Source organism: Azospirillum sp. VT-I1 (assembly GCF_055698305.1).
The window spans coordinates 177,298-201,688 of the sequence record NZ_CP168804.1; the positions used below are offsets into that span (position 1 = coordinate 177,298).

Below are 24,391 nucleotides of genomic sequence, written 5' to 3' on the forward strand. Positions count from 1 at the left end.
CGGTACTCCCGTCCCCGGACCTTCGCCGTTCCGCCCCGCCGGCCGTTGTCAGGACAGGACGGTTTGCGGAGGGCCGGGGGCATGGCAGCGCGAGCGGGATCGGTGTTCAAGTGGATCGGCTACGGCCTTCTGGGGCTGGTCGGCCTCGCCGTGGTCGGCGTCGGCGCGGTGGTGCTGCTGTTCGACTGGAACGACGCCCGCGGGTTCGTCGCCCGCCGCGCCTCCGCCGCCCTGGACCGCGAGGTCGCCATCGACGGCGACCTGCGCGTCCGTCTGGGCAACCCGATCCGCATCCATGTCGAGGGGCTGCGCGTCGCCAACGCCCCCTGGGCGGTGGAGCGCGGGGAGGACAAGGACATGGTGGCGATCCAGGCGCTGGACGCCACGCTGCGGCTCTGGCCCCTGCTGCGCGGCGACTGGGAACTGCCGGAGCTGAAGTTCCAGGGACCGAAGCTGATCCTGGAGAAGAACGACAAGGGCGAGCCCAACTGGAACTTCGGCCCGCCCAACGCGGAAAAGGCGGTGGCGAAGGAGGCCGCGACCCCCGATGACCGCGGCGACATCCCGGTGATCGAACGGCTGGTGATCGCCGACGGCCGTCTGCGTTACCGCGATCCCACCAGCGACATCGACATCGACAACACCATCAACACCGCCACCGGCGGCAACGACGCCGACACGGTGCAGCTGAACGGCAAGGGCAACTTCGCCGGCAAGCCCTTCACCCTGGCGGCGGAAGGCGGATCGCTGCTCTACCTGCGCGACGACCCCAAGCCCTATCCGATGAAGATCGAGGCCGCCGTCGGCAAGACCAAGGGCCGCATCGAAGGGTCGGTGGCGGAGCCGGTGAAGCTGGAGGGCGTCGACCTGTCGGTGGCGCTCAGCGGCAATGATCTGGCGGAAATCTTCCCGATCCTCGGCATCCCGACGCCGAAGACGCGCCCCTATTCCATCTCCGGCCACCTGTCGCGCGAAGGGGGGCTGTGGGCCTTCCACGGCATGAACGGCAAGGTCGGCGAAAGCGACCTGTCGGGCGACCTGTCGGTCGACACCAACGGCGAACGGCCGATGGTGAAGGCCGACCTCACCTCCAACCGGCTGGCGGCGCAGGATCTGGCCGGCCTCGTCGGCGCCTCGCCGCGCGGCAGCGACGATTACCCGACCCGCGGCAACGGCCGCGTCATTCCCGCCACTCCGATCAACGTGGCGATGCTGCGCAACACCGACATGGACGTCCGCCTGCGCGGCAAGCGGGTGGAGGCGCCCTTCGCCCCGCTCCAGGACCTCGACATGCGGGTGAAGCTGAACAATGGCGACCTGCATTTCGACCCGCTGTCGCTGGGCATCGGCGGCGGGCGCATCGCCGGCACGGTGCAGGTGGACGGCAGCCGCAAGGTTCCGGCCCTGCGCACCAACCTCGACATCCGCGCCATGAAGCTGTCTGCCTTCTTCAGCGAGACCTCCTTCGCCGGCCAGATCGGCGGCACGGTGGCCGGGCGCATCCAGCTGGCCGGTGCCGGCAAGACGGTGGCCGACCTGCTGGCGACCTCCGACGGCAAGATCGGCGTTTCGGTGGACGGCGGACGAATCACCAGCCTCGCGGTCAAGGGGCTGAAGACCAACATCCTGGAGACGCTGGGCGTCGTGATCTCCGGGTCGGAACCGATGCCCTTCAACTGCCTGGTCGGCAACCTGTCGGTGGAGAAGGGCATTGCCCGCGCCGAGGCGCTGGTGCTGGACACGCCGGAGACGCTGGTCACCGGCAAGGGGACGATCAGCCTGCGCAACGAGGCGCTGGACCTGCGCATCGTCGGCGATTCCAAGTCGCCGCAGATGTTCGCCACCCATGTGCCGGTGCTGGTCGGCGGCACGCTGGGCAACCCCGACATCGGCGTAGACCCCACCGAGTCGGCGGCCCGCGGCGCCGCGGCGGTGGCGCTGGGCGTGCTGCTGACCCCGCTGGCCGGCGTGCTCCCCTTCCTTGACCCAGGCAGTGATGAGCAGCCACAGTGTGGCCGGCTGGTGCAGGATGCCCGATCCCCGAACAAGGGAGCGCCGGCGTCCGGCGGGTCGGGCAATGGCCGTGGGGAGGGGAAGGCGTCGGGTTCCGCGCGCTGACCGTCCGCTCCGCGTCCTTCCTGTCCGGCTCCCTTTCGCCAGGGCAGCCCCGGAAACCGGACAGGAAGGACGCCGCCTTTCCCAATGACCTTCGACCAGATGTTATCGTTCGGCATCATCGGCGCGGTGATCGCGCTGCTGATCTGGGACCGGCTGCGCTACGACCTTGTCGGCATGATCGCCCTGCTGGCCTCGGTGGCGGTGGGGATCGTGCCGGCCAAGCAGGCTTTCCAGGGCTTTTCGGACGACATCGTCATCATCGTCGGCTCGGCCCTGGTGGTCAGTGCGGCCGTCGGCCGGTCCGGCGTGGTGGAGGCGGCGATGCGCCCGCTGGCCGCCCGGATGACCACGGTGTGGTCGCAGGTCGTCATCCTGGCCGGAGCGGTCACCCTGCTGTCGGCCATCGTCAAGAACATCGGCGCGCTCGCCATCTTCATGCCCATCGCCCTGCAGGTGGCGCGGCGGACCGGCACACCGGTGTCGATGCTGCTGATGCCGATGGCATTTGGCTCGCTGATGGGCGGACTGATGACGCTGGTCGGCACCTCCCCGAACGTCATCGTGTCGCGCCTGCGCGCCGAGATGACGGGGCAGCCCTTCCACATGTTCGATTTCACGCCAGTCGGGCTGGTGATCGCGGTGTTCGGCGTCGCCTTCCTGGCTGTGGGCCACCGGCTGCTGCCCAAGGGACGGACGGCATCGGCCGGTCCGGCCTTCAACATCGACGACTACACGGCGGAGGCGAGGCTGCCCGCCGGCTCCCAGTTCGTCGGCCGCACGGTGGCGGAGCTGGAGGCGGTCGGCGAGGGCGAGGTGACGCTTGCCGCCATCGTGCGCGAGAATTACCGCCGCTATGTGCCGTCGGGCCATTGGGTGCTGTTCGCCGACGACATCCTGGTGCTGGAGGGCGACACCACGGCACTGGCCGAACTGGTCAAGCGTGCCGGCCTGAAGATGGTGCACGACAAGGATCTGGAGGGGGTCGAGAAGGAGGACGACATCGTCCTGGTCGAGGCGGTGGTGGAGCAGCGCTCCGCCATGATCGGCCACAGCATCGAGGAGGTGAACCTGCGCGAGCGCTTCGGCGCCAACCTGCTGGCGATCAGCCGGCGCGGGCGGCCGATTCGCCAGCGGCTGCGCCGCGTCCGCCTGCAGTCGGGCGATCTCGTCGTCCTGCAGGGGCGGGAGGCGGCCATGGCCGACACGCTGGCGGAGCTGGGCTGCCTGCCGCTGGCCGAGCGCGACCTCGCCATCGGCCGCACGCCCAAGCGCGCGGCGGCGGTCGCCGTGCTGGGGCTGACCGTGGTGCTGGTCGCCACCGGGCTGGTTCCGGTCGCCATCGCCTTCTTCGGGGCGGCGGTGGCGATGATGGCACTGAAGGTGGTCAGCCTGCGCGAGGCCTACGAATCGGTGGAATGGCCGATCCTGGTCCTGCTCGGCTCCCTGATTCCGGTCAGCGAGACCCTGCGCACCACCGGCGGCAGTGAACTGATCGCCGGCCTGCTGTCGCAGGCGTCGCAGGGACTGCCGCCCATCGGCGCGCTCGCCATGATCATGGTGGCGGCGATGGCGGTGACGCCCTTCCTGAACAATGCCGCGACCGTGCTGGTGATGGCGCCCATCGGCGCCAGCCTCGCCACCCATCTTGGGCTGCGGCCGGACGCCTTCCTGATGGCGGTGGCGATCGGGGCCGGCTGCGACTTCCTCACCCCCATCGGGCACCAGTGCAACACGCTGGTGATGGGGCCGGGCGGTTACCGCTTTGGTGATTACTGGCGGCTTGGTCTGCCGCTGTCGATCATGGTGGTGATCCTGGGCACGGCGGCCATCGCGGTGTTCTGGCCGCTGACGCCGCACTGAAAAAGCCGTCCGTTCACGAAAATGTGCAGCGCGCGGCCGGTTCCGTCTTCCCTCCGTCTGGTGTAGGCTTCCCCCTGGGGGCTGGACCTATGGGCTGGAGCCTGACGGGAGGCGGAAATGTCGGTGTGGCGCCGCTATCTGGTGAAGGACGTGACCGGCCGGCTGGTCGACCTGCCGAGCAGCATGCTCGACCGTGCCGATGACGGCACGGCCCCGCTGCCGCATTTCGCCGGCCGTTGCGTGGAGATGGTGGCGGCGGTGATCGTCGGCGACCGCAAGAGCCACGCCCGCGTCACCGAACTGGCCTTCACCAAGCTGTATTTCGACCAGATGGGCTATGTCGACGCCGCCAAGCGGGAGCGGATGATCCGCCTGATGCTGGAAAGCTGCGCCGACCGCCGCTGCACCACCTCCCCGCAGGACGCCCGTCACGGGGATTGCGCCCGCCTGTCCCGGCGCGCGGGTGCCGCCCGCGACCAGCTGATCCGCGAATTCGGCTGGGAGCCCAAGCCCGCCGAACGCGACGCCGCCCTGAGCCGCCTCGACCCCGCCCGCCTGCGCACCACCCGCGTGGAACCGGTGCAGACGCTGCATTGAGGGGGTGTGCGTAAATTCCCCCTCTCCCCGGGGGGAGAGGGGATCCTTTCGAGGTCGAGGGCCTGTGCATGCCCCGCCCGCAAGGGGAGGGGGCTTTTCGGCTGCCACCTTCCGGCCCATATGCAGGCCAATGGAAAGCATGGAGCCTGGCAAACCACAGATGAGTCCTCCCGATACCGCCCAGACGCTGTCTTTCGCGCGGGTGCGCCAGCTGGCACTGATCGGCGCCGGATGCACCATCATCCTGTTCGGCCTGCTTCTGGCGCCTCTGCCCGGTCCCGGCGGGCTGCCGGTGATGCTGCTCGGCGGCATCATCGTGCTGCGCAATTCCGCCGACGCCCGCCGCCTGTTCGTGCGCAGCAAGCGCCGTTACCCCCGCATGTTCAGCCCGGTGGAACGCATCCGTGTGAAGCTTCGCGAGCGCCGCCTGCGCAAGATGGCCCGCGGCTGACCGGCCGCTCGAACAGTGGAACATCGGCGGAAAAGCGTTCCACACCGTTTCAAACGTTCAGTTCGCCCCATCCGCCGCCCGCGGTCTGCCCTGCGGAAGCGGGCACTGGACAGCCGCGCCCCGCAGCCTCCATCTTGTGCGTCCGTTCGCATCAGGAGGGTTTGCGGTGAAGTCGGGCAACGCGCTGCTGTCCAGCTATGGCACCACCATTTTCGAGGTCATGTCCCGCCTGTCGGAGGAGCATGGCGCGATCAATCTGGGCCAGGGGTTCCCGGACGACCGCGGGCCGGCCGACGTGCTGCAGACCGCGGCCGACGCGCTGCTCCAGGGCTGGAACCAGTATCCGTCGATGATGGGCACCCCCGACCTGCGGCAGGCGCTGGCCGCCCATGCCGGGCGCTTCTACGGCCTGGACGTCGATTGGAAGACCGAGACGATGGTCACCTCCGGCGCCACCGAGGCGCTGACCGCCTGCCTGCTCGGCCTCATCAATCCGGGCGACGAGGTGGTGCTGTTCCAGCCGATGTACGACAGCTACCTGCCGATCGTCCGGCTGGCCGGCGGCGTGCCGCGCTTCGTCTCGCTGAAGGCGCCGGACTGGAGCTTCAGCCGCGCCGACCTGGAGGCCGCCTTCTCGCCGCGCACCAAGCTGGTCCTCATCAACGACCCGCTGAACCCGGCCGCCAAGGTCTTCGACCGGGCGGAGTTGGAGCTGATCGCCGAGTTCGTCGAGCGCCATGACGCACTGGCCGTCTGCGACGAGGTGTACGAGCACATCGTGTTCGACGGCCGCCGCCACATCCCGCTGATGACCCTGCCGGGCATGCGCGACCGCTGCCTGAAGATCGGCTCGGCCGGCAAGACCTTCTCGCTGACCGGCTGGAAGGTCGGCTACGTCACCGCCGCCCCGCATCTGCTGCAGCCGGTGGCGAAGGCCCACCAGTTCCTGACCTTCACCACCCCGCCGAACCTCCAGGCCGCCGTCGCCTACGGCCTTGGCAAGGAGGAGGGCTACTTCACCGGGCTGGCCGCCGGGCTGCAGGCCAAGCGCGACCGGCTGGCCGCCGGCCTCGCCTCCGTCGGATTCGAGGTGCTGCCCAGTGCCGGTACCTATTTCGTCGCCGCCGACATCGGCCGCTTCAGCTTCGACGGCGACGACCAGGCCTTCTGCCGCTGGCTGGTGGCGGAGGCAAAGGTCGCGGCCATCCCGGTCAGCGCCTTCTTCGTGGAAAATGCGCCGACCAGCGTCGTGCGCTTCTGCTTCTCCAAGCGGGACGAGGTGCTGGACGAGGCCATCGCCCGCCTGCGCAACCGCTTCGCGGGCAGCTAGGCGTCGGCGCGGCGGGAGCCATCTGCGCGCCCCCGCCGCAAAGCCATGGCGAAACCCCAGCCGCTTGGGCATACTCCGCGCCGGTTTTGTCCAGGTCCGAGCCGCCGCCAGGGCTGTCCCCGGTCTTGCGGTTCCGGACCCACCCGCGGAATTGGGGCCTGTCTCGAATGTTGCGTGCGCTGGCGCGTGTCTGTGCCGTTCTCGTCGCGTGCTCCGGCACGTTCACCGTTTCCCGGACGCTTGCCGCCGATCCCCCGGCCGAGCCCGTGCCCTTCGGCGTGTCGGGCGTGGAGGTGGTGGCGGAGCGTGATACGCCCCAGGCCTGCTTCACCTTCACCGACCGGCTGGAGCGCTCGCGCGCCGTCAACTACCGCGACTATGTGGCGGTGGAGCCGGCGGTCGACGGTGCCGCCATCGCCCGCGACCGCACCCTGTGCGTCGAGGGGCTGCGCCATGGCGAGAGCTTCCGCGTCACGCTGAAGGACGGGCTGCCCGGCATCGACGGCAAGCGCCTGCCGGCCGCCGACACCCGCGAGGTGCAGGTGCCCAACCGCAAGCCCTCGCTGGCTTTCCGCGGCGCTGGCTACATCCTGCCGCGCGTGGGTGCGGACGGGCTGCCGCTGCGCTCCATCAACCTGGACCGGGCGAAGCTGCAGGTGCTGCGCATCGCCGACCGGACGCTGGTCGAGAAGATCTATTTCGGCCGCATCACCCAGCAGATGACCGACTACGACATCGGCGAGATCCTGGACAAGTCGGGGCAGGAGGTCTGGCGCGGCGAGATGGGCATCGGCAACCAGCCGAACCGCACCGTCACCACCGCCTTCCCCATCGACGCCGTCCTGGGCAAGCTGGAGCCCGGCGTCTATGTCGCCGTCGCCGGCGCCGACGAGATCAAGCCGGGCGGCTGGGACCGCAAGGCGACCCAGTGGTTCGTGGTGTCCGACCTCGGCCTCAACACCATCCTCGGCGACGATTCGCTGGTGGTCTTCGCCCGCTCGGTCCAGGGCGCCAGCCCGGCGGCGGGCGTGGAGCTGCGTCTGGTCGCCCGCAACGGCGCCGAGCTGGGCCGCGTCCAGACCGGGGAGGACGGGCTCGGCCGCTTCGACCTCGCCGCATTGCGCGCCGCCGGGACGGAGCCGGTGCAGGCCCTGTTCGCCGCGCGCGGCGACGGCGACTTCGCCGTTCTCGACCTGACCGCCGGCGGCGCCCCGTCGGCGGAGTCGCCGGACAAGCCGGCCCCGGTCGTCCGTCCGGTGACCGGCGGGCTGAACGCCTATCTCTACACCGAACGCGGGATCTACCGCCCGGGCGAGACGGTGCAGCTGACCGCCCTGCTGCGCGACACCGACCTGAACCCGCCCACCGGCAAGGCGCTGACCATCCGCGTCCTGCGTCCCGACGGCTTCGAGGTCGAACGGCGCACCCTGAACGACAGCGGGGCCGGCGGATACGCCACCCGCATCGACATGCCGATGAACGCCTTCCCCGGCAGCTGGACCGTGACCGCCCACGCTGAGCCGGACGGCCCGGCCGTCGGCAAGGCCGAGTTCCTGCTGGAGGATTTCGTGCCCCCGCGGCTCGACCTGTCGCTGTCCTCCCCGACGACGGAGCTGGCGGCCGACGGCGAGGCCGACGTGGCGCTCGACAGCCATTTTCTCTACGGCGCGCCGGCCTCCGGCCTGCCGGGAGAGCTGACGGTGACCCTGCGCTCCGCTGCCAACCCCTATCCCAACCTGCCGGGCTACCATTTCGGTCTGGCGCAGGAGGACGCGAAGGCGGCCCGCGCCGATCTGCCGGGCTTCATCACCGACTCCAACGGCTCGGCCCGCCTGAAGGTCAAGCTGCCGCGGCCGCCGGAAAGCACCCGTCCGCTGGAAGCCGTGGTCCGCGCCACCCTGTTCGACATCGGCGGCCGTCCGGTCGGCCGCGACTTCGTCCTGCCGGTGCGCCACCAGCCCTTCGCCATCGGCATCAAGCCGCGCTTCGAAGGCGACGGCGTTCCTGAGGGAGCCACCGCCGGCTTCGACGTCATCGCCGTCGGTCCGGACGGCAAGCCGGCCGACCGCGCCGACCTCTCCTACGAGCTGTTCGAGGAGGAGTACGACTACGCGTGGTACGAGGCCAACGGCCGCTGGGACTACAAGGTCACGGTGAAGGACCAGCGCGTGACCGGCGGCACCTTGTCGGCCCAGGCCGCCAGCCCGACCGCCGTGGAGGCACCGGTCGCCGCCGGCCGCTACCGGCTGGAAGTGTTCGATCCCAAGACCGGCGTCGCCACCAGCGTCCGCTTCGCCGCCGGCTGGTGGATGACCCCGACGGCCGGCGAGCGGCCCGACGCCGTCGACGTCTCGGTGATGATGCCGGCCTACCGCGCCGGGGAAAGCGCCTGGGTCTTCGTCAAGCCGCCCTATGACAGTCAGGTTCTGGTGGCGGTGGCCGACCGCGGCGTGACCTATGCCGTCACCCGCGCCATCGGCACGCAGGGCGCCTTCCTGGAAATCCCGGTCGGGCAGGGCTGGACCAGCGGCGCCCATGTTCTGGCGACCGCCTTCGCCACCTCCGACCCGCAGTCGAAGAAGCCGCCGCGCCGCGCCGTCGGTCTCGCTTGGCTGGCGATGGACAAGGCGCCGCGCACGCTGGACCTCCGCCTGTCCGCCCCGGCGGAGGCGGAGCCCCGCCGCGCCATGACCGCCGACATCGCGGTGGAGGGCATCGCGGAAGGCAAGCAGGCCTTCGTGACGCTGGCCGCCGTCGACGAATCGGTCATGCAGCTGACCGACCAGCCGTCCCCCGACCCGTCCCGCCATTATCTGGGCAAGCGGCCGCTGACCGTGGAGCTGCGCGATTCCTACGGCCGCCTGATCGACCCGGCCAACCTGGAGGCCGCCCGGCCGCCGGCGGCCCCGGCTCCGCGCCTGCGTCAGGTCGCCGGACTGGTTCCGCCCAAGTCGGAGCGGGTGGTCTCGCTCTACTCCGGCATCCTGACCGTGGGCGCCGACGGCAAGGTCTCGGTTCCCTTCGACCTGCCCGACTTCCAGGGCCGGCTGCGCCTGATGGCCGTGGCCTGGAGCGAAGGGCGGATCGGCCATGCCGAAAGCCAGATGCTGGTGCGCGATCCGGTCGTCGCCGACGCGGTGCTGCCGCGCTTCCTCGCCCCCGGCGATTCGGCGCAGGTGATGCTGTCGCTCGACAACCTGAACGGCCCGTCCGGCGATTACCGCATGACCCTGACCGCCGAGGGCGCCGTCTCCATCCTCCAGGGTGAGGCGGGGACCGAGCTTGAGGTGCCGAAGCTGGCGCGCGGCAAGCGGGCGACCGCCGGCCGGGTGCTGACCGCCACCGCCGTGGGTGCCGGCCACGTCACGCTGGACGTCACCGGTCCGGACGGCGTCCGCGTCACCCGGCGCTGGGACGTCACCGTGCGCCCGGCCTCGCCGCCGGTGTCGCGCCGCAACGTCGCCGCCCTGCACACCGACAAGAGCCTGACCATCCCGGCCGACATCGCCGCCGGCCTGCGGGCGGAGACGCTGTCCATCGGTGCCGTGGTCGCTCCGCTGCCGGACCTGGACCTGCCGGGCCTGCTCTTCGCGCTCGACCGCACCGCACCGGGCGGGGCGGAGCAGACGGCCAGCCGCATCCTGCCGCTGCTGTCGATGGCGGACGTCGCCGCCGGCCTGGGCATTGCGCCGGAGGACCGGATCAAGGCACGCGTCCAGCGCAGCATCGACCGGCTGCTGACCTTCCAGCGCGCCGACGGCGCCTTCGCCGCTTGGTCGCCGAAGGGCGATCTCGACCCCTGGTTGACCGCCTATGCGGTCGACGTGCTGGGGCGTGCCAAGGCGGCGGGCTACCGCATCCCCGACCAGCCCTATCGCAAGGGGTTGGACTGGATGAAGCAGGCGGTCGACAACGCCTGGGTGGAGACCGCCGACCTGCCGGGCCGTGCCTATGCGCTTTATGTGCTGGCGCGGGCGAAGATGATCGATGCCGGCGCCGTCCGGTATTTCCGCGAGAACTATTGGGACCGGCTGCAGACCGACTTCGGCCGGGCGCAGATCGCCGCTGCCGCCGCCGCGCTGGGCGACCAGCCGGCCGCCGCGGACGCCTTCTCCAAGCTGACCGGCGCCCGGATGGTGACGGCCAGCCTGCGCGACCAGGGCTCCTCCCTGCGGGACGAGGCCGGCGTGGTGACGTTGATGGCGGAGAGCGGCGCGGTCGAGCGCGACCGCATCTTCCAGGCGGCGGAGCGCGTGGCGAAGACCTTCGCCGCGGTGCGCACCACCAACCCGCAGGAACAGGCGTGGCTGCTGCTGGCCTCCAAGGCCCTGATCGACCGTGCCGCACCGATGAAGCTCGCCATCGGCGACCAGACGGTGGAGAGCGCCAAGCCCCAGGTCCTGCGCATCGACCCGGCGGCTCCGCCGGCGGTCCGCAACCTGGGCGGCGAGGTCCGGCAGACCGTGTCGGTGTCCGGCGTGCCCGACCAGCCGGCCGGCGCAGAGGAGCAGGGGATGACCATCCGCCGCCGCCTGTTCGACATGGCCGGCCGGCCGGTCGATCCGGCCGGCGTCCGCCACAACGACCTGCTGGTGGTGATCCTGGAAGGCGAGGTCAACGACCCGCTCGACCATTCGGTGCTGGTCAGCGACCCGCTGCCGGCCGGCTTCGAGATCGAGAATGTCCGTCTCGCCAACAGCGGCCAGCTCGGCAAGCTGTCCTGGCTGGGCGAGCTGTCGTCCGCGCGCAACGTGGAGTTCCGCGACGACCGCTTCCTGGCCGCCGTCGATCTGCCGAAGGCGGCCCCCCGCTTCCGGTTGGTCTATCTGGTCCGCGCCGTCACCCCCGGCGACTTCGCGGCCCCCGGCGCCCAGGTGCAGGACCTGCAGCGTCCCCACCTGTCCGCCCGCACCGCGGTGTCCCGCCTGCGCGTGCTGCCGGAGTGATGTGAAAGTAACCACGGGGCGCCGGCCGTCGGCGCCCCGTGATCGCAACATCGTGCCTAAAGGTAGCTCTGCTCGCCGCGATGGCTGTCGCGCCGCCGGACGAGCAGGGTCAGGCCTGCGACCACCACCGCGAAGCACAGCGTCAGCAGCACGTAGAAGGCCAGTGCGAGGCCGACCGTCATGGTGCCGAGCAGCACCATGGCCAATATCCAGACGCCCAGCGATACGATGGCGCGCGCCGACATGGGTTGTCTCCTGTCCCCTGTCCTGATCCGCCGAAGAGCGGTCGACCCGTCCTGAACCCGTCGCGGCCTTCAGGCCGTCTGTGCGGCGCCCTGTCCGCTTCCCATATGGAATCGGGGAACCGGCCGGGCGCGTCGTGTCCCGTGCAAAGCCTGCCACAGCCGCAATGGGAAACAGGGCGTGGCATCCTGTCACTGCGCGGGCGCGCCGCACCCGTTAGTGGCTGAACAGTCGACACCGGCCGGTTCGCCAAACTGGTTCGCTTGGTCAACAAGTCTGTTGACAGCAAGCGGCACTGACCTTACCTTTACGTAAACGTCAAGGAGGACGGGCGGCGTGGATCGGATTTCGGACGGCATCGGTTCGATGGAGGCGGAGGAGGGCGGCAGGTCGGATGGCCTTGCGTCCGGGCCGCGCCTTGCCATCGGCGAATTGGCCGGGGAGTTCGGTCTGACCCACCGCACCATCCGCCATTACGAGGACGAAGGGCTGCTGACGCCCGAGCGGATCGGCAGCGCGCGCGTCTATGGTCACCGCGACCGCGCCCGGCTGGCGCTGATCTGCCGGGGCAAGCGGCTGGGCTTCAGCCTGGCCGAGATCAAGGATTTCCTGAACCTCTACGACACCGACGACGCCCAGATCGAACAGATGCGCTACATGCGCACGATCGCGCGCCGCCGGATTTCCGCGCTTGAACAGCAGCTTGCCGATGTCCAGCAGACGCTGGCGGAGCTGTGCACCATCGACACCCAGATCTCCGAGCATCTTCGCCGCAACGGCATCACGGAGACGCAGGACATGGAGGAGAAGCACTCATGAAGTCGGTCGTCATCGCCGGTTACGCCCGTTCGCCCTTCGCCTTCGCCCACAAGGGCGAGCTGACCAAGGTCCGTCCCGACGACCTGCTGGCCCGCGTCATCGCGGCGCTGGTGGAGCGCACCGGCCTGAAGACCGAGGATGTCGAGGACGTCATCGTCGGCTGCTCCTTCCCCGAGGGCGAGCAGGGGCTGAACGTCGCCCGCACCATCTCCTTCCTGGCCAAGCTGCCGCAGACCGCGGCGGCCACCACCGTGAACCGCTATTGCGGATCGTCGATGCAGGCGATCCATCAGGCGGCGGGCGCCATCCAGATGGGCGCCGGCGACGTCTTCATCTGCGGCGGCGTCGAATCGATGACCCGCGTGCCGATCATGGGCTTCAACCCGATGCCGAACCCGGCGCTGAAGGATTCCTATCCGGAAGCCTACTGCTCCATGGGCGTCACGGCGGAGAATGTCGCCCGCAAATACGCCATCTCCCGCGCCGAGCAGGAGGCGCTCGCCGTCGCCTCCCACGCCAAGGCGGCGGAAGCCCAGGCAGCCGGCCGCATGGCCGATGAGATCGTCGGCATCCACACCCCGGCCGGGCTGGTCGACAAGGACGGCTGCATCCGCCCCGGCACCAACGCCGAAGGGCTGTCGGGCCTGAAGCCGGCCTTCACCGCCGACGGCACCGTGACCGCCGGCACCTCCTCGCCGCTGACCGACGGCGCCGCCGCCGTGCTGGTGACGACGGAGGAGTATGCCAAGGCCCACGGCCTGCCGATCCTGGCGAAGATCCGCTCGGTCGCCGTCGCCGGCTGCGCACCGGAGCTGATGGGGCTGGGTCCGGTCCCGGCGACCCGCAAGGCGCTGGCCCGTGCCGGCCTGTCGATCAACGACATCGACATCATCGAGATCAACGAGGCCTTCTCGTCCCAGGCCATCGCCTGCATGCGCGACCTCGACATCGACCCGTCCCGCATCAACCCGGACGGCGGCGCGCTGGCGCTCGGCCACCCGCTGGGGGCCACCGGCGCCCGCATCACCGGCAAGGCCGCGGCCCTGCTGAAGCGCGAAGGCAAGCAGTTCGCGCTGGCCACCCAGTGCATCGGCGGCGGCCAGGGCATCGCCACCATCCTGGAAGCGGTCTGACGAACGGGATCGGGGAGGAAACGACCATGAAGATCGAACGCGCCGCCGTGATCGGTGCGGGCGTGATGGGTGCGGGCATCGCCGCCCATTTCGCCAACGCCGGCATCCCCTGCGTCCTGCTCGACATCCCGGCGAAGGAGGGTGCCGACCGCAGCGCCATCGCCAAGGGCGCCGTGGCGAAGATGCTGAAGACCGATCCGGCTCCCTTCATGCATCCCAAGAACGCCAGGCTGATCACGCCCGGCAACCTTGAGGACGACCTGAACCTGCTGGCCGACGTCGATTGGATCGTCGAGGCCATCGTCGAGAACCCGGCGATCAAGGCCGACCTCTACAAGCGCATCGACCCGGTGCGCAAGGCGGGGTCGGTGGTGTCGTCCAACACCTCCACCATCCCGCTGGCGGTGCTGATGGAGGGGCAGAGCGAACAGTTCCGCCGCGACTTCCTCATCACCCACTTCTTCAACCCGCCGCGCTACATGCGGCTGCTGGAGATCGTCGGCGGTGCCGACACCCGGGCCGACGCCATGGCGGCCATCGCCGATGTCTGCGACCGCCGGCTCGGCAAGGGTGTGGTTCACTGCAAGGACACGCCGGGCTTCATCGCCAACCGCATCGGCGTCTTCTGGATCCAGTCGGCGGTGAATGCCGCGGTCGATCTCGGCCTGACGGTGGAGGAGGCGGACGCCGTCGGCGGCCGTCCGATGGGCATCCCCAAGACCGGCGTCTTCGGCCTGATGGACCTCGTCGGGCTGGACCTGATGCCGCACATCGCCAAGAGCATGTCGGCCACCCTGCCGGCCAATGACGCCTACCGCGGCCAGATGCGCGAACACCCGGTCATCACCCGGATGATCGCGGAGGGCTATACCGGCCGCAAGGGCAAGGGCGGCTTCTACCGCATCAACAAGGCCGGCGGCGGCAAGGTCAAGGAGTCGGTCAACCTGCAGACCGGCGAGTACGCCCCGTCGGAGAAGGCCCGGCTTGACAGCGTCTCCGCCGCCGGCCGCGACCTGCGCAAGCTGTGCGAGCATCCGGACAAGGGCGGCCGCTTCGCCCGCCGCGTCCTGGCCCAGACGCTGGCCTACGCCGCCAGCCTGGTGCCGGAGATCGCCGACAGCATCGTCGCCGTCGATGAGGGCATGCGGCTCGGCTACAACTGGAAGCAGGGTCCGTTCGAGCTGATCGACCGGCTGGGCACCGAGTGGTTCGCCGAGCTGTGCCGCTCGGAAGGCATCCCGGTCCCGGCCCTGGTCGAGACCGCCGCCGGCCGTCCCTTCTACCGGGTGGAAGGCGGTAAGCTCCAGCACCTGACCACCGCCGGCATCTACGACACCGTGGTGCGTCCGGACGGCGTCCTGCTGCTGTCGGACATCAAGCGCGCCGCCGGCAAGCCGGTGTGGAAGAACGGCTCCGCCAGCCTGTGGGACATCGGCGACGGCGTGCTGTGCGTCGAGTTCACCAGCAAGATGAACGCCGTCGACGGCGACATCATGGCCGCCTACGAGAAGGCGATGCGCCTGATCGGCGACGGCAAGGGGGACTGGAAGGCTCTGGTCATCCACAACGAGGCCGACAATTTCTCGGTCGGCGCCAATCTGGGCCTTGCCCTGTTCGCGCTGAACATCGGCCTGTGGCCGCAGATCGAGGAGATGGTGGAGGGCGGCCAGCGCACCTACCGCGCGCTGAAATACGCCCCCTTCCCGGTGGTGGCGGCGCCCAGCGGCATGGCGCTCGGCGGCGGCTGCGAGATCCTGCTGCACTCCGACCATGTCCAGGCCCATGCCGAGACCTATGTCGGCCTGGTCGAGGTCGGCGTCGGCCTGATCCCGGCCTGGGGCGGCTGCACCGAGATGCTGGCCCGCCATCAGGCCAACCCGAAGGCGCCGCGCGGGCCGATGCCGGGCATCGCCAAGGCGTTCGAGATCATCAGCACCGCCACCGTCGCCAAGTCGGCGGCCGAGGCCAAGGAACTGCTGTATTTCCGCGCCACCGACGGCATCACCATGAACCGCGACCGCCTGCTGGCCGACGCCAAGGCCAAGGCGCTGGAACTGGCAGCCGACTACACCCCGCCGGAGAAGAGCACGGCTTACGTCCTGCCCGGCCCCAGCGCCAAGGCGGCGATGGAGCTGGCGGTGGAAGGCTTCGCCCTACAGGGCAAGGTCACGCCGCACGACAAGGTGGTCTGCGCCGCCCTGGCCGAGGTGCTGAGCGGCGGCGAGGTGGCCGACGTTTCCAAGCCGGTCGGCGAGGACCATGTCCTGCGGCTGGAGCGCGAGGCGTTCATGGGTCTGGTGCGCACCGGCGGCACCATCGACCGGATCGAGCACATGCTGCTCACCGGCAAGCCGCTGCGGAACTGAGGGGGAGGAACGAGAGATGCCGATCTACAAGGCTCCGCTTGAGGATGTGCGCTTTGTCCTGGACGAGATCGTCGGCCTGGACAAGCTGTCGGCCCTGCCGGGTTATGAGGACGCCACGCCGGAACTCGTTGGGCAGGTGCTGGAGGAAGGCGCCAAGCTGTGCGAGGAGGTGCTGTTCCCGCTGAACCAATCCGGCGACGGCGAGGGGTGCCATTTCGAGAATGGCGAGGTCCGCACGCCCAAGGGCTTCAAGGAGGCCTACGACACCTACATCGCCGCCGGCTGGCAGGGCCTGGCCTGCGACCCGGCCTATGGCGGGCAGGGGCTGCCAAAGCTGGTCAACATCATGCTGGAGGAGTTCATCTGCTCCGCCAACCTCAGCTTCGGCATGTATCCCGGCCTGTCGCTCGGCGCCTACAACGCGCTGGCGATGTACGGCTCGGACGAGCTGAAACAGCGTTTCCTGCCCAAGCTGGTCGACGGCACGTGGTCCGGCACCATGTGCCTGACCGAGCCGCATTGCGGCACCGACCTGGGCATCATCCGCACCAAGGCGGTTCCAGACGAGCAGGGCGCCTACAAGATCACCGGCACCAAGATCTTCATCTCGGCCGGCGAGCATGACCTGACCGAGAACATCCTGCATCTGGTGCTGGCCCGCCTGCCGGACGCGCCGGCCGGGACCCGCGGCATCAGCCTGTTCCTGGTGCCGAAGTTCATGCCGAACGCCGACGGCACGCCGGGCGCGCGCAACGGCGTCGCCTGCGGCTCCATTGAGCACAAGATGGGCATCAAGGCGTCGTCCACCTGCGTCATGAACTTCGAGGACGCCACCGGCTGGCTGGTGGGCGAGCCGCACAAGGGCATGCGCGCCATGTTCGTGATGATGAACGCGGCCCGTCTGGCCGTGGGCATCCAGGGGCTGGGTCTGGCCGAGGTGTCCTACCAAAACGCCGTCAACTACGCCCGCGAACGGCTCCAGGGCCGGTCGCTGTCGGGGGTGAAGGCGCCGGACAAGCCGGCCGACCCGATCATCGTCCATCCCGACGTGCGCAAGAATCTGCTGACCGCGCGAGCCTATGGCGAAGGCGCCCGCGCGCTCGGCGCGCTGGTCGCCTATCACCTGGACGTGGCGGAGAAGCATTCCGACGCCCGCACCCGCCGCGACGCCGACGAGTTCGTCCAGCTGATGACGCCGATCGTCAAGGCGCTCTTCACCGACATCGGCTTCGAATCGGCCAACATCGCCGTGCAGGTCCATGGCGGCCATGGCTTCATCTGGGAGACCGGCGTCGAGCAGTATGTCCGCGACGCCCGCATCTGCCAGATCTATGAAGGCACCAACGGCATCCAGGCGCTCGATCTGGTCGGCCGCAAGCTGCCGCAGGACATGGGCCGCCTGCTCCGTCACTTCTTCCACCCCGTTGGCCGCGACATCGAGGCGGCGATGGAGAAGGACGAGTTGGGCGAGTTCGTGATGCCGCTGGCCAAGGCCTTCGCCAAGCTGCAGCAGGCCACTGCCCTGATCGCCCAGAAGGGCCTGAAGGATCCGGAGGAGGCCGGCGCCGCCGCCAGCGACTATCTGCGCCTGTTCGGTCTGGTGGCTCTGGGCTGGAGCTGGCTGACCATGGTGGAGAAGGCGCAGGCCAAGCTGGAGGCCGGGGAGGGCAACGCCGCCTTCTATGAGGCCAAGATCAAGACCGCCCGCTTCTACATGACCAAGCTGCTGCCGCAGACGAACAGCCTGTTCATCACCATCGCCGCCGGCGCGAAGCCGTTGATGGAGCTGGAAGAGGCTGCCTTCTGACACGCGTCCGACGTCCTCCGGGACGCGCGACTTCAGGCCGGTCCGGTGCCCGCAAGGCGCCGGTCCGGCTTTCTTTGCCTTTTCGGCAAGCCCGAAGAGCGCATCGGTATAATGACCTAAAATTGTCATACACCCTTGGCAATATCACTCTTGGGAAGCTCCAGCCTCAGCCGATCAGCATTTGCAGCCGTGACAAAAGTTAATTTCAGGTTGTTCCTCCTCGTCCCTGCGTGTTACATCTCAATAGAGATTACGTTCGGCCGGTGCCTGCTATATCCTTTGGATTTTAGGGAATATGCGGGTGGCGACAGCCCCTCCTTTTCTCAAGCCCCCTGGGGCGACTTTCGGAGGGGCAGGCATGGTTCGGGAGTTTGAGCGATGAAGATCCTGATCGGTGATGATCACGTCCTGTTCCGGGAAGGACTTCGCCGTCTGCTTGAGCAGTTGCGCGAAAATGCCACCTTTGCGGAGGCCAGCAATTTCGACGAGCTTCTGGACATGGCGGCTGTGAAGGATGAGGCCTATGACCTGATTCTGACCGACCTGCGCATGCCCGGCTGGCCCGGCTTCTCCGGCATCGGCATGCTGCGCGACCGGCAGCCGAACGCCAAGGTCGTGGTCGTGTCCGCGTCGGAGGCTCAGTCCGACGTGCGGGAAGCGCTGGAGAACGGCGCGGCCGGCTATATCCCGAAATCGTCCAGCGTGAAGATCATGCTGAGCGCACTCGACCTGATCTTCTCCGGCGGCGTCTATGTGCCGGCGACGGTCCTGCGCGAGGGGATCGAGCCCGACCAGCGCGGCGGTTCGGTGATGCCGCCGACCGACCCGCAGCTGGAGCAGCTGCTGACCCAGCGTCAGCGCGAGGTGCTCGACCGTCTGCGCGAAGGCAAGTCGAACAAGCAGATCGCCCATGAGCTGGGCCTGTCCGAAGGCACGGTGAAGATCCACATGACCGCGATCTTCAAGTCGCTGGGTGTGCGCAACCGCACCCAAGCGGCGATGGCCTTCCCGCAGTCGCATTCTGCGTGAAGTCCGCGTTTCCGATACCGACGCGAAAAGGCCCGCCGGACATCCCGGCGGGCCTTTTCGCATTGGAGAGGAATAGGGCGCCTCAGCCCATCCCGGCCACATAACCGCGGAGCGACTCGACCTCAAGCTCGGCATCGTCGATCCGGGCCTTTACCACGTCGCCGATGCTGATGACGCCGACCACGCGGCCGTCATCGATGATGGGCACATGGCGGATGCGCCGTTGGGTCATCACCGCCATCATGTCGGCAACGGTGTCGGTCGGGGTGGCGGTGATCAGGTCGCGGGTCATCAGGTCCGCCGCCGGGCGGTCGAGTGCCGCGGCGCCGTCGCGGGCGACGGCCCGTACGATGTCGCGTTCCGACAGGATGCCGACCGGCTGGCCGTCGTCGCCCATCACCAGCACGGCACCGATCCGGTGCTCGGTCAGCAGGCGGGTGACGGCGGCCACCGCATCGTCCGGTGCGGCGGAGACGATCCGGTTGCCCTTGCGCTTCAAGACGGCTGCAACATGCATGGCGGTACGGCCTCCCTTCCGATGACCCAGATACTGGAATCATGGGGATGGGCGTACAATCTGCAAGGCGGATAATACAAAGAAAAAGGCGGCCTCTCCGGATGGGAGAGGCCGCCTTCAGAGTGCCGGGACGAGTCCCGAAACCCCTTCTTAGAAGCGGTAGCCGACGCCGACGCCGACCAGCCACGGGTCCAGCGTGACCTTCGAGGTGACCGGCAGGACGGTGGTGCCGAGGCGGGCGTTGGCCGTCACGTCGGTCTTCAGGAAGACCTTCTTGACGTCGAAGTTCAGCGACCAGTTGCCGGTGATGGCAACGTCGACACCGGCCTGCAGGGCCCAGCCGAAGCGGTTCTTGTAGTTGGTGTCGGTGATGCGCAGACCGCCGGCGTTGGGGTTGTTGGCCGCGTCCTCGTTGTAGAACAGGGTGTAGTTCACGCCGGCGCCGATGTAGGGGCTGATGCGCTCCTTCGGCATGAAGTGGTACTGCACGGTCAGGGTCGGCGGCAGCAGCGAAACCTTGCCGATTTCCGTCACGCCGCCGGCGGCGGCGATCAGGTTGCCCTTGACGCGATGACGGCTGGTGCCGGCGATCAGCTCGGCCGCGATGTTGTCGGTGAAGAAGTAGGTGAAGTCGACTTCGGGAATGTAGTCGTTGCCGACCTTGGCCGAGCCGACGTCACCCAGCGTCGTGTTGTTGATGGTGCCCTTTTCCTGCGGCAGCACGGCCAGGCCGCGCGCGCGGACGACGATGTCGCCGGCCGACTTGCCCTTGAAGTCCTGAGCGAGCGACGGGGAAGCGATGGCGACAAGGGCCGAGGTCGCCAGCAGGGCGGCGGCGGCGCGCGACAGGATGGTCATGGGGTCTGCTCCAGGCAATGCGTTGTTGCTGTTCTGTGGCATCAGCCAATGGAGCTATTACCAGACGTCCTGTGTGGGTACTAGGGGGTGCAACCGATCCTCGTTCAATGCAGCAGCTCTGCAACAGTGACGAGTTGTCGCATGGACAATGAAATCAAGGCCCTGGCTTGATCGTCCGCTGCGGAATCAGCGCCATGCAGTTCTGGACGATGGCGTAGCATTGGCCAAGTCGTGCCGATCCGCCGGACGCGCCGCCATACACCACGCGCTCGACCACACCGTTTCTCAAACTGAAGGTTGCTTCACAGTCGAAGCTGTTGACTTCATAACCATAGGCCGGCCAGCCATAGCCGTAACCGTAATGGGGCCATCCCCAGCCGCCGTAATAGCCGAGCGGCGGCGGGCTGGGGTAGGTGACCAGACGGGAACTGCGATAGGTGAAGAACTCGCGGTTGTCGACCGCGGCCTGACGCTCCGGCACGCCGGCGCAGGACAGCAGCGTCTCCTTGGGCATGCCGATCAGCGCGGTCTGCGCCACCAGCGCCTCGTCCGCCGACGGGTTGGCACAGCCGGCCAAAGCCCCGGCGACGCCGAGCGACGCCGCGGCCAGAAGCCGGCGGGCCGTCCTGCCCTTCATCCTCCGACGCACATCCATCGCACGCCTCCACCCATTCAGCAGTCGGTTACCGCGGCCGGGCCGGCGACAGGTCGGACTCGGCGACGCCCAGCGCCCGGACATCCTCCGGCAGGCCCCGGCCGGTGGCGAGTCCCGCCACCACCCGCCCCATGGCCGGCGCGGTCTGGATGCCGTAGCCGCCCTGGCCGGCGACCCAGAAAAACCCCTCCGCATCGGGAGCGAAGCCCACGACCGGAACCTTGTCGGCCACGAAGCTGCGCAGCCCCGCCCAGCGGTGGGCCAATCTCCGAACGGAGAAGCGCGACGCTTGTTCCAGCCGGTCCACCGTTTCGGCGACGTCGATGTCCTCGGGCTGCACGTCGCAGGGCTCGACCGGGGTCTGGTCGGCGGGGGAGGCCAGCAGGCGGCCGGCATCGGGCTTGACGTAGAAGGTCTCGGCCACGTCAGACACCATCGGCCAGCCGTCCAGGCCGGCCTTGTCGGCCGGGTCTTCGAAGACGGGGTCGAAGGTGATGGCGGTGCGCCGTTTCGGCACCAGCCCGACCGTGGCGACTCCGGCCAGCTTGGCCAGCTCGTCGGCCCAGGCCCCGGCGGCGTTCACCACCACCGGCGCCGCGAAGCTGCCGGCGCTGGTCTCCGCCACCCACAGGCCGTCGCGGCGAGCGAGCGCCCGCACTTCGGCATCGGTCACCACCCGGCCGCCGCGCGCCTTCAGTCCGCGCAGGAAGCCATGATGCAGGGCATGGACGTCGATGTCGCGGGCGTCCGGCTCCCACACGCCGCCGGCCACATAGTCCGCGCGCAGGAAGGGGGCGCGGGCAAGCACCTGTTCGCGGTCGTAGCGCTCGACCGACGGGGTCAGGCGGCGGCCCTGCTCATACTCCGCATCCAGCCGGTCGATCTCATGGTCGCGGCCGACGATCAGCACGCCGCGCGGCGTCAGCAGTTCGTGTTCGGCGAAGCCGGCGGGCGGGTTGGTGTAGAAATCCCAGCTCGCCACCGTCAGGGCGCGGATCGGTGCCGGACCGTAGGTCTGGGTGTAAAGCGCCGCGGACCGGCCGGTGGAGTGGTAACCGGGCTGCGATTCACGTTCCAGCACCAGCACCCGGCCCTGCGCGGCCAGCTCATAGGCGGCCGACGCGCCGGCGATGCCGGCCCCGACCACCAGGAAATCGACGCGTTCCACTTGTCCCGCTCCTCGGAGTCTTATCGGCCGCCTATGGGATGGCGGCGCTTTGGCTTGGCATGTGATCGGGCAGGGCGACCATTTCAAGGATCAGTTTCTGCCGCAGTGCGGCGACGAAGCTGTCCCTGTCCATGGCGCTTTTCACGAAGCTTCCCGGCCCGCCGATCACGCTTTCCTCGAAATACTCCTCCAGCCAGGAGAATTCGTCGAGGATCGCGAGGCCGTTGATGATGATTCCGCGCTTCGTCACCCGGTCGCGCGCCTCGGCCGGGTCGATCCCGCCGTTGGAAAAGCCGTTGGAGACCAGATCGATCACCTGCCGCGGCGCCTTGCCGCCGCGGTCGAACAGCTTCGCCGCCTCCATGATGGCGCTGCCGATGGCCGTCGAGTCGCCCTGGAAGCCGCGGGGCAGGGCGTCGATGCGGTCGGCGAAGCGGCCGGCATCTTCCGGCTTGGCCAGCGCCGTCCAGGGGATCAGCACCTTCAGGCTGTTCGGACCCGAATAGGCGGTCAGCGTCACCCGCGCCCGTGCGGAGGCGAGCGCTTCGGCCACCGCCGGATCGCGGAAGGCGGCGGCATGGCCCTGCAGCTGGAATTCCAGGTCCCCGGTCGTGATGGAGGCCGACCCGTCGAGCGCCAGAACGAGCGCCACCCCCGCCTGCCCGTCCTTCTCCGGCGGGGCTGCCCGCAAGGTCCCGGTCAGGGCGAGAAGGACGAACAGGGCGGTCATCACGGCACGCGGCATTCGCATCGGCACTCCACTACTCAGCCGGCGCGTCACGCATTGGAAAGCGCGTGGCGCACCACCTTCACCATCACCGACGGCAGCGCCTGATCGCCCAGGCGGTCCACCGGCACCCAGTTCCCGTCGGCCCGCTGCCAGTCCGGACCGGCCTGGGCGGCGACCACCTCAAGCTCAAGGTGAAAATGGGTGAATGTATGGCGGACCAGCCCCGGCAGCCGGCGCCAGCGCGCAGGGAACGGCTGCTGCGCCGCGACCGCAGCCTCGCCCGGCAACTCCGGCCCCCAGGCGGTCGAGGGCACCTCCGCCATGCCGCCCAGCAGCCCGTCCTCCGCCCGGCGGCGCAGCAGGACGGCGCCCTCCGGGTTCAGCAGCCAATAGGCGACGCCGCGCCGGGTCGGCTTCTCGGCCTTGGCGACCTTGCGCGGCAGGCTTTCGGCGATGCCGGCGGCGCGCGCCTCGCAATACTCCGCCCACGGGCACAGCATGCATTTCGGTTTGCGCGGCGTGCAGATGGTGGCGCCCAGGTCCATCATCGCCTGGGCATAGTCGCCGGGCCGGAAGTCCGGCGTCAAGGTGGCGGCCAGCCGGCGCAGGGTCGGCTTGGCGTTGGGCAGCGGCTCCTCCACCGCGAAGATGCGGGCGATCACCCGCTCCACATTGCCGTCCACCACGGTGGCCTTGCGGTCGAAGGCGATGGCGGTGATGGCGGCGGCGGTGTAGGCGCCGATGCCCGGCAGCTCCAGCAAGGCCGCCTCCTCGCCGGGAAACCGCCCGCCATGCCCGTCGGCCACCACGCGGGCGCATTTGTGCAGGTTGCGCGCCCGCGCGTAGTAGCCGAGCCCGGCCCAGGCGACCAGCACGTCGTCCAGCGGCGCGTCGGCCAGATCGCGCACCGTCGGCCAGCGTTCGATGAAATTGCGGAAATAGGGGGCTGCGGCGGGCACGGTGGTCTGCTGCAGCATGATTTCCGACAGCCAGACCCGGTAGGGATCGGCGGTCTCCCCCGGCTTGGCGCGCCAGGGCAGGTCGCGGCGGTGGCGGTCGTACCAGGACAGCAGCCGCCGGGCGGCCTCGATCGAATTTGGAATCATGATGGGAAGAAATAGAGGGTCGGGAGCGTCTGGGGAAGGGACGGGGTCCGGTGCTGGGCATCGGCCGAAGCTTGCGCTAGGGTGCCGCCATCCCACATGACCCGGAACCGCTTCCCGGACCGGGGCCGCACAGGAGTGATCGCAGAGCATGAGCGGACCGCGTCGCATCGGCCAATCCGTTCCGGAGGTCGCCGGCAAGGTGCTGGGCAAGCGCGGACTTGCCTTCGGCGCGCTGATCACCGACTGGCCGTCCATCGTCGGCCATCAGCTGTCGCTGCGCACCGCCCCCGACAAGCTCAGCTTCCCCCGCGGCAAGCGCGAGGAGGCGACGCTTCACATCCGCGCCATGGGCGCCATCGCGCTGGAGCTGCAGCATCTGGAGCCGCAGATCATCGAACGCATCAACAGTTTCTTCGGCTATCGCGCCGTGGCGAAGATCAAGCTGATCCATGCGGCCCTGCCGTCCACCCCGTCGCCGGTGGTGCGCCCGCGCGCCCTGACGATGGACGAGGAGATCGGCATCACCACCACCACCGCGGCGGTCGAGGACGAGGAGCTGCGCGCCACCCTGGAACGCTTCGGCCGCTCGCTGATGGCCCGGCCGAAACGCGCCGCGCGATAGCCGGCCGGCTGGACGCATCGGTACGTCATTGTCTAT

The 24,391-nt window shown here is 69.1% G+C and carries 19 protein-coding genes; 12 read left to right on the plus strand and 7 right to left on the minus strand.

The genetic code is table 11. The features are described from left to right. The first annotated feature begins 81 nt into the window (after window positions 1–81). The 6 genes from AB8P05_RS23220 (at window position 82) to AB8P05_RS23245 (ending at window position 11,302) form a co-directional block, all read left to right on the plus strand. Complete coding sequence (locus tag AB8P05_RS23220; RefSeq protein ID WP_472761068.1) at window positions 82–2,118, plus strand: AsmA family protein; 2,037 nt, start codon at window positions 82–84, stop codon at window positions 2,116–2,118. Between the two features lie 84 nt (window positions 2,119–2,202). Then, window positions 2,203–3,978 carry an SLC13 family permease gene (locus tag AB8P05_RS23225; RefSeq protein WP_472761069.1) on the plus strand — a complete coding sequence of 592 codons (1,776 nt, stop codon included), beginning with the start codon at window positions 2,203–2,205 and terminating at the stop codon, window positions 3,976–3,978. A gap of 117 nt (window positions 3,979–4,095) precedes the next feature. Continuing rightward, window positions 4,096–4,575 carry a hypothetical protein gene (locus AB8P05_RS23230; protein WP_472761070.1) on the plus strand — a complete coding sequence of 160 codons (480 nt, stop codon included), beginning with the start codon at window positions 4,096–4,098 and terminating at the stop codon, window positions 4,573–4,575. A gap of 160 nt (window positions 4,576–4,735) precedes the next feature. Beyond that, on the plus strand, window positions 4,736–5,026 hold the full coding sequence (locus tag AB8P05_RS23235; protein ID WP_455175110.1) for a hypothetical protein: 291 nt from the start codon (window positions 4,736–4,738) through the stop codon (window positions 5,024–5,026). A 166-nt stretch (window positions 5,027–5,192) separates the two neighbouring features. Then, window positions 5,193–6,356 carry an aminotransferase gene (locus tag AB8P05_RS23240; RefSeq protein WP_472761071.1) on the plus strand — a complete coding sequence of 388 codons (1,164 nt, stop codon included), beginning with the start codon at window positions 5,193–5,195 and terminating at the stop codon, window positions 6,354–6,356. A 167-nt stretch (window positions 6,357–6,523) separates the two neighbouring features. Further along, complete coding sequence (locus tag AB8P05_RS23245) at window positions 6,524–11,302, plus strand: alpha-2-macroglobulin family protein (RefSeq protein ID WP_472761072.1); 4,779 nt, start codon at window positions 6,524–6,526, stop codon at window positions 11,300–11,302. Window positions 11,303–11,358: 56 nt separating this feature from the next. Here AB8P05_RS23245 and AB8P05_RS23250 read toward each other — a convergent pair whose 3' ends face one another. Then, window positions 11,359–11,547 carry a hypothetical protein gene (locus AB8P05_RS23250; protein ID WP_455175107.1) on the minus strand — a complete coding sequence of 63 codons (189 nt, stop codon included), beginning with the start codon at window positions 11,545–11,547 and terminating at the stop codon, window positions 11,359–11,361. A 334-nt stretch (window positions 11,548–11,881) separates the two neighbouring features. Here AB8P05_RS23250 and AB8P05_RS23255 point away from each other — a divergent pair, with 334 nt between their 5' ends. The 5 genes from AB8P05_RS23255 to AB8P05_RS23275 all read left to right on the plus strand — a co-directional run bounded on the left by AB8P05_RS23255 (window position 11,882) and on the right by AB8P05_RS23275 (window position 18,699). After that, on the plus strand, window positions 11,882–12,364 hold the full coding sequence (locus AB8P05_RS23255) for a MerR family transcriptional regulator (protein ID WP_455175106.1): 483 nt from the start codon (window positions 11,882–11,884) through the stop codon (window positions 12,362–12,364). Continuing rightward, a complete protein-coding gene (locus AB8P05_RS23260; protein ID WP_472761073.1) occupies window positions 12,361–13,497 on the plus strand; it encodes a thiolase family protein in 1,137 nt (378 codons plus the stop codon). Before AB8P05_RS23255 ends, AB8P05_RS23260 begins: the two co-directional genes overlap by 4 nt. Window positions 13,498–13,523: 26 nt before the next feature. Continuing rightward, window positions 13,524–15,863: a 3-hydroxyacyl-CoA dehydrogenase/enoyl-CoA hydratase family protein gene (locus tag AB8P05_RS23265; RefSeq protein ID WP_472761074.1), complete on the plus strand. Its 2,340-nt coding sequence runs from the start codon at window positions 13,524–13,526 to the stop codon at window positions 15,861–15,863. Window positions 15,864–15,879: 16 nt separating this feature from the next. Then, window positions 15,880–17,670 carry an acyl-CoA dehydrogenase C-terminal domain-containing protein gene (locus AB8P05_RS23270; RefSeq protein WP_472761075.1) on the plus strand — a complete coding sequence of 597 codons (1,791 nt, stop codon included), beginning with the start codon at window positions 15,880–15,882 and terminating at the stop codon, window positions 17,668–17,670. A 378-nt stretch (window positions 17,671–18,048) separates the two neighbouring features. Further along, entirely contained in the window at window positions 18,049–18,699 is a 651-nt protein-coding gene (locus AB8P05_RS23275; protein ID WP_455175102.1) for a response regulator, read from the plus strand. Between the two features lie 82 nt (window positions 18,700–18,781). Here AB8P05_RS23275 and AB8P05_RS23280 read toward each other — a convergent pair whose 3' ends face one another. The 6 genes from AB8P05_RS23280 to mutY all read right to left on the minus strand — a co-directional run bounded on the left by AB8P05_RS23280 (window position 18,782) and on the right by mutY (window position 23,733). Continuing rightward, on the minus strand, window positions 18,782–19,216 hold the full coding sequence (locus AB8P05_RS23280; protein ID WP_472761076.1) for a CBS domain-containing protein: 435 nt from the start codon (window positions 19,214–19,216) through the stop codon (window positions 18,782–18,784). A gap of 150 nt (window positions 19,217–19,366) precedes the next feature. Continuing rightward, on the minus strand, window positions 19,367–20,074 hold the full coding sequence (locus tag AB8P05_RS23285; RefSeq protein ID WP_472761077.1) for an OmpW/AlkL family protein: 708 nt from the start codon (window positions 20,072–20,074) through the stop codon (window positions 19,367–19,369). Between the two features lie 154 nt (window positions 20,075–20,228). After that, window positions 20,229–20,711 carry a hypothetical protein gene (locus AB8P05_RS23290; RefSeq protein ID WP_455175099.1) on the minus strand — a complete coding sequence of 161 codons (483 nt, stop codon included), beginning with the start codon at window positions 20,709–20,711 and terminating at the stop codon, window positions 20,229–20,231. Between the two features lie 46 nt (window positions 20,712–20,757). Further along, complete coding sequence (locus AB8P05_RS23295) at window positions 20,758–21,897, minus strand: NAD(P)/FAD-dependent oxidoreductase (RefSeq protein ID WP_472761078.1); 1,140 nt, start codon at window positions 21,895–21,897, stop codon at window positions 20,758–20,760. A 31-nt stretch (window positions 21,898–21,928) separates the two neighbouring features. After that, on the minus strand, window positions 21,929–22,642 hold the full coding sequence (locus AB8P05_RS23300; RefSeq protein ID WP_472761079.1) for a DUF1194 domain-containing protein: 714 nt from the start codon (window positions 22,640–22,642) through the stop codon (window positions 21,929–21,931). 32 nt (window positions 22,643–22,674) lie between these two features. After that, the gene (mutY, locus tag AB8P05_RS23305; protein WP_472761080.1) at window positions 22,675–23,733 is read right to left on the minus strand and encodes an A/G-specific adenine glycosylase; all 1,059 of its coding nucleotides are present in this window, start codon (window positions 23,731–23,733) and stop codon (window positions 22,675–22,677) included. Window positions 23,734–23,881: 148 nt separating this feature from the next. Between mutY and AB8P05_RS23310 the strand changes: the two genes are divergently transcribed. After that, window positions 23,882–24,355, plus strand: a complete 474-nt coding sequence (locus tag AB8P05_RS23310; RefSeq protein ID WP_310117204.1) for a DUF721 domain-containing protein — start codon at window positions 23,882–23,884, stop codon at window positions 24,353–24,355. The last annotated feature ends 36 nt before the right edge of the window (window positions 24,356–24,391 follow it).

Coding starts and splice junctions, on each gene's coding strand:
- AB8P05_RS23220 (WP_472761068.1), top strand. CDS start 82: ATGGCAGCGCGAGCGGGATCGGTGTTCAAGTGGATCGGCTACGGCCTT.
- AB8P05_RS23225 (WP_472761069.1), top strand. CDS start 2,203: ATGACCTTCGACCAGATGTTATCGTTCGGCATCATCGGCGCGGTGATC.
- AB8P05_RS23230 (WP_472761070.1), top strand. CDS start 4,096: ATGTCGGTGTGGCGCCGCTATCTGGTGAAGGACGTGACCGGCCGGCTG.
- AB8P05_RS23235 (WP_455175110.1), top strand. CDS start 4,736: ATGAGTCCTCCCGATACCGCCCAGACGCTGTCTTTCGCGCGGGTGCGC.
- AB8P05_RS23245 (WP_472761072.1), top strand. CDS start 6,524: ATGTTGCGTGCGCTGGCGCGTGTCTGTGCCGTTCTCGTCGCGTGCTCC.
- AB8P05_RS23250 (WP_455175107.1), bottom strand. CDS start 11,547: ATGTCGGCGCGCGCCATCGTATCGCTGGGCGTCTGGATATTGGCCATG.
- AB8P05_RS23260 (WP_472761073.1), top strand. CDS start 12,361: ATGAAGTCGGTCGTCATCGCCGGTTACGCCCGTTCGCCCTTCGCCTTC.
- AB8P05_RS23265 (WP_472761074.1), top strand. CDS start 13,524: ATGAAGATCGAACGCGCCGCCGTGATCGGTGCGGGCGTGATGGGTGCG.
- AB8P05_RS23270 (WP_472761075.1), top strand. CDS start 15,880: ATGCCGATCTACAAGGCTCCGCTTGAGGATGTGCGCTTTGTCCTGGAC.
- AB8P05_RS23275 (WP_455175102.1), top strand. CDS start 18,049: ATGAAGATCCTGATCGGTGATGATCACGTCCTGTTCCGGGAAGGACTT.
- AB8P05_RS23280 (WP_472761076.1), bottom strand. CDS start 19,216: ATGCATGTTGCAGCCGTCTTGAAGCGCAAGGGCAACCGGATCGTCTCC.
- AB8P05_RS23285 (WP_472761077.1), bottom strand. CDS start 20,074: ATGACCATCCTGTCGCGCGCCGCCGCCGCCCTGCTGGCGACCTCGGCC.
- AB8P05_RS23290 (WP_455175099.1), bottom strand. CDS start 20,711: ATGAAGGGCAGGACGGCCCGCCGGCTTCTGGCCGCGGCGTCGCTCGGC.
- AB8P05_RS23300 (WP_472761079.1), bottom strand. CDS start 22,642: ATGCCGCGTGCCGTGATGACCGCCCTGTTCGTCCTTCTCGCCCTGACC.
- mutY (WP_472761080.1), bottom strand. CDS start 23,733: ATGATTCCAAATTCGATCGAGGCCGCCCGGCGGCTGCTGTCCTGGTAC.
- AB8P05_RS23310 (WP_310117204.1), top strand. CDS start 23,882: ATGAGCGGACCGCGTCGCATCGGCCAATCCGTTCCGGAGGTCGCCGGC.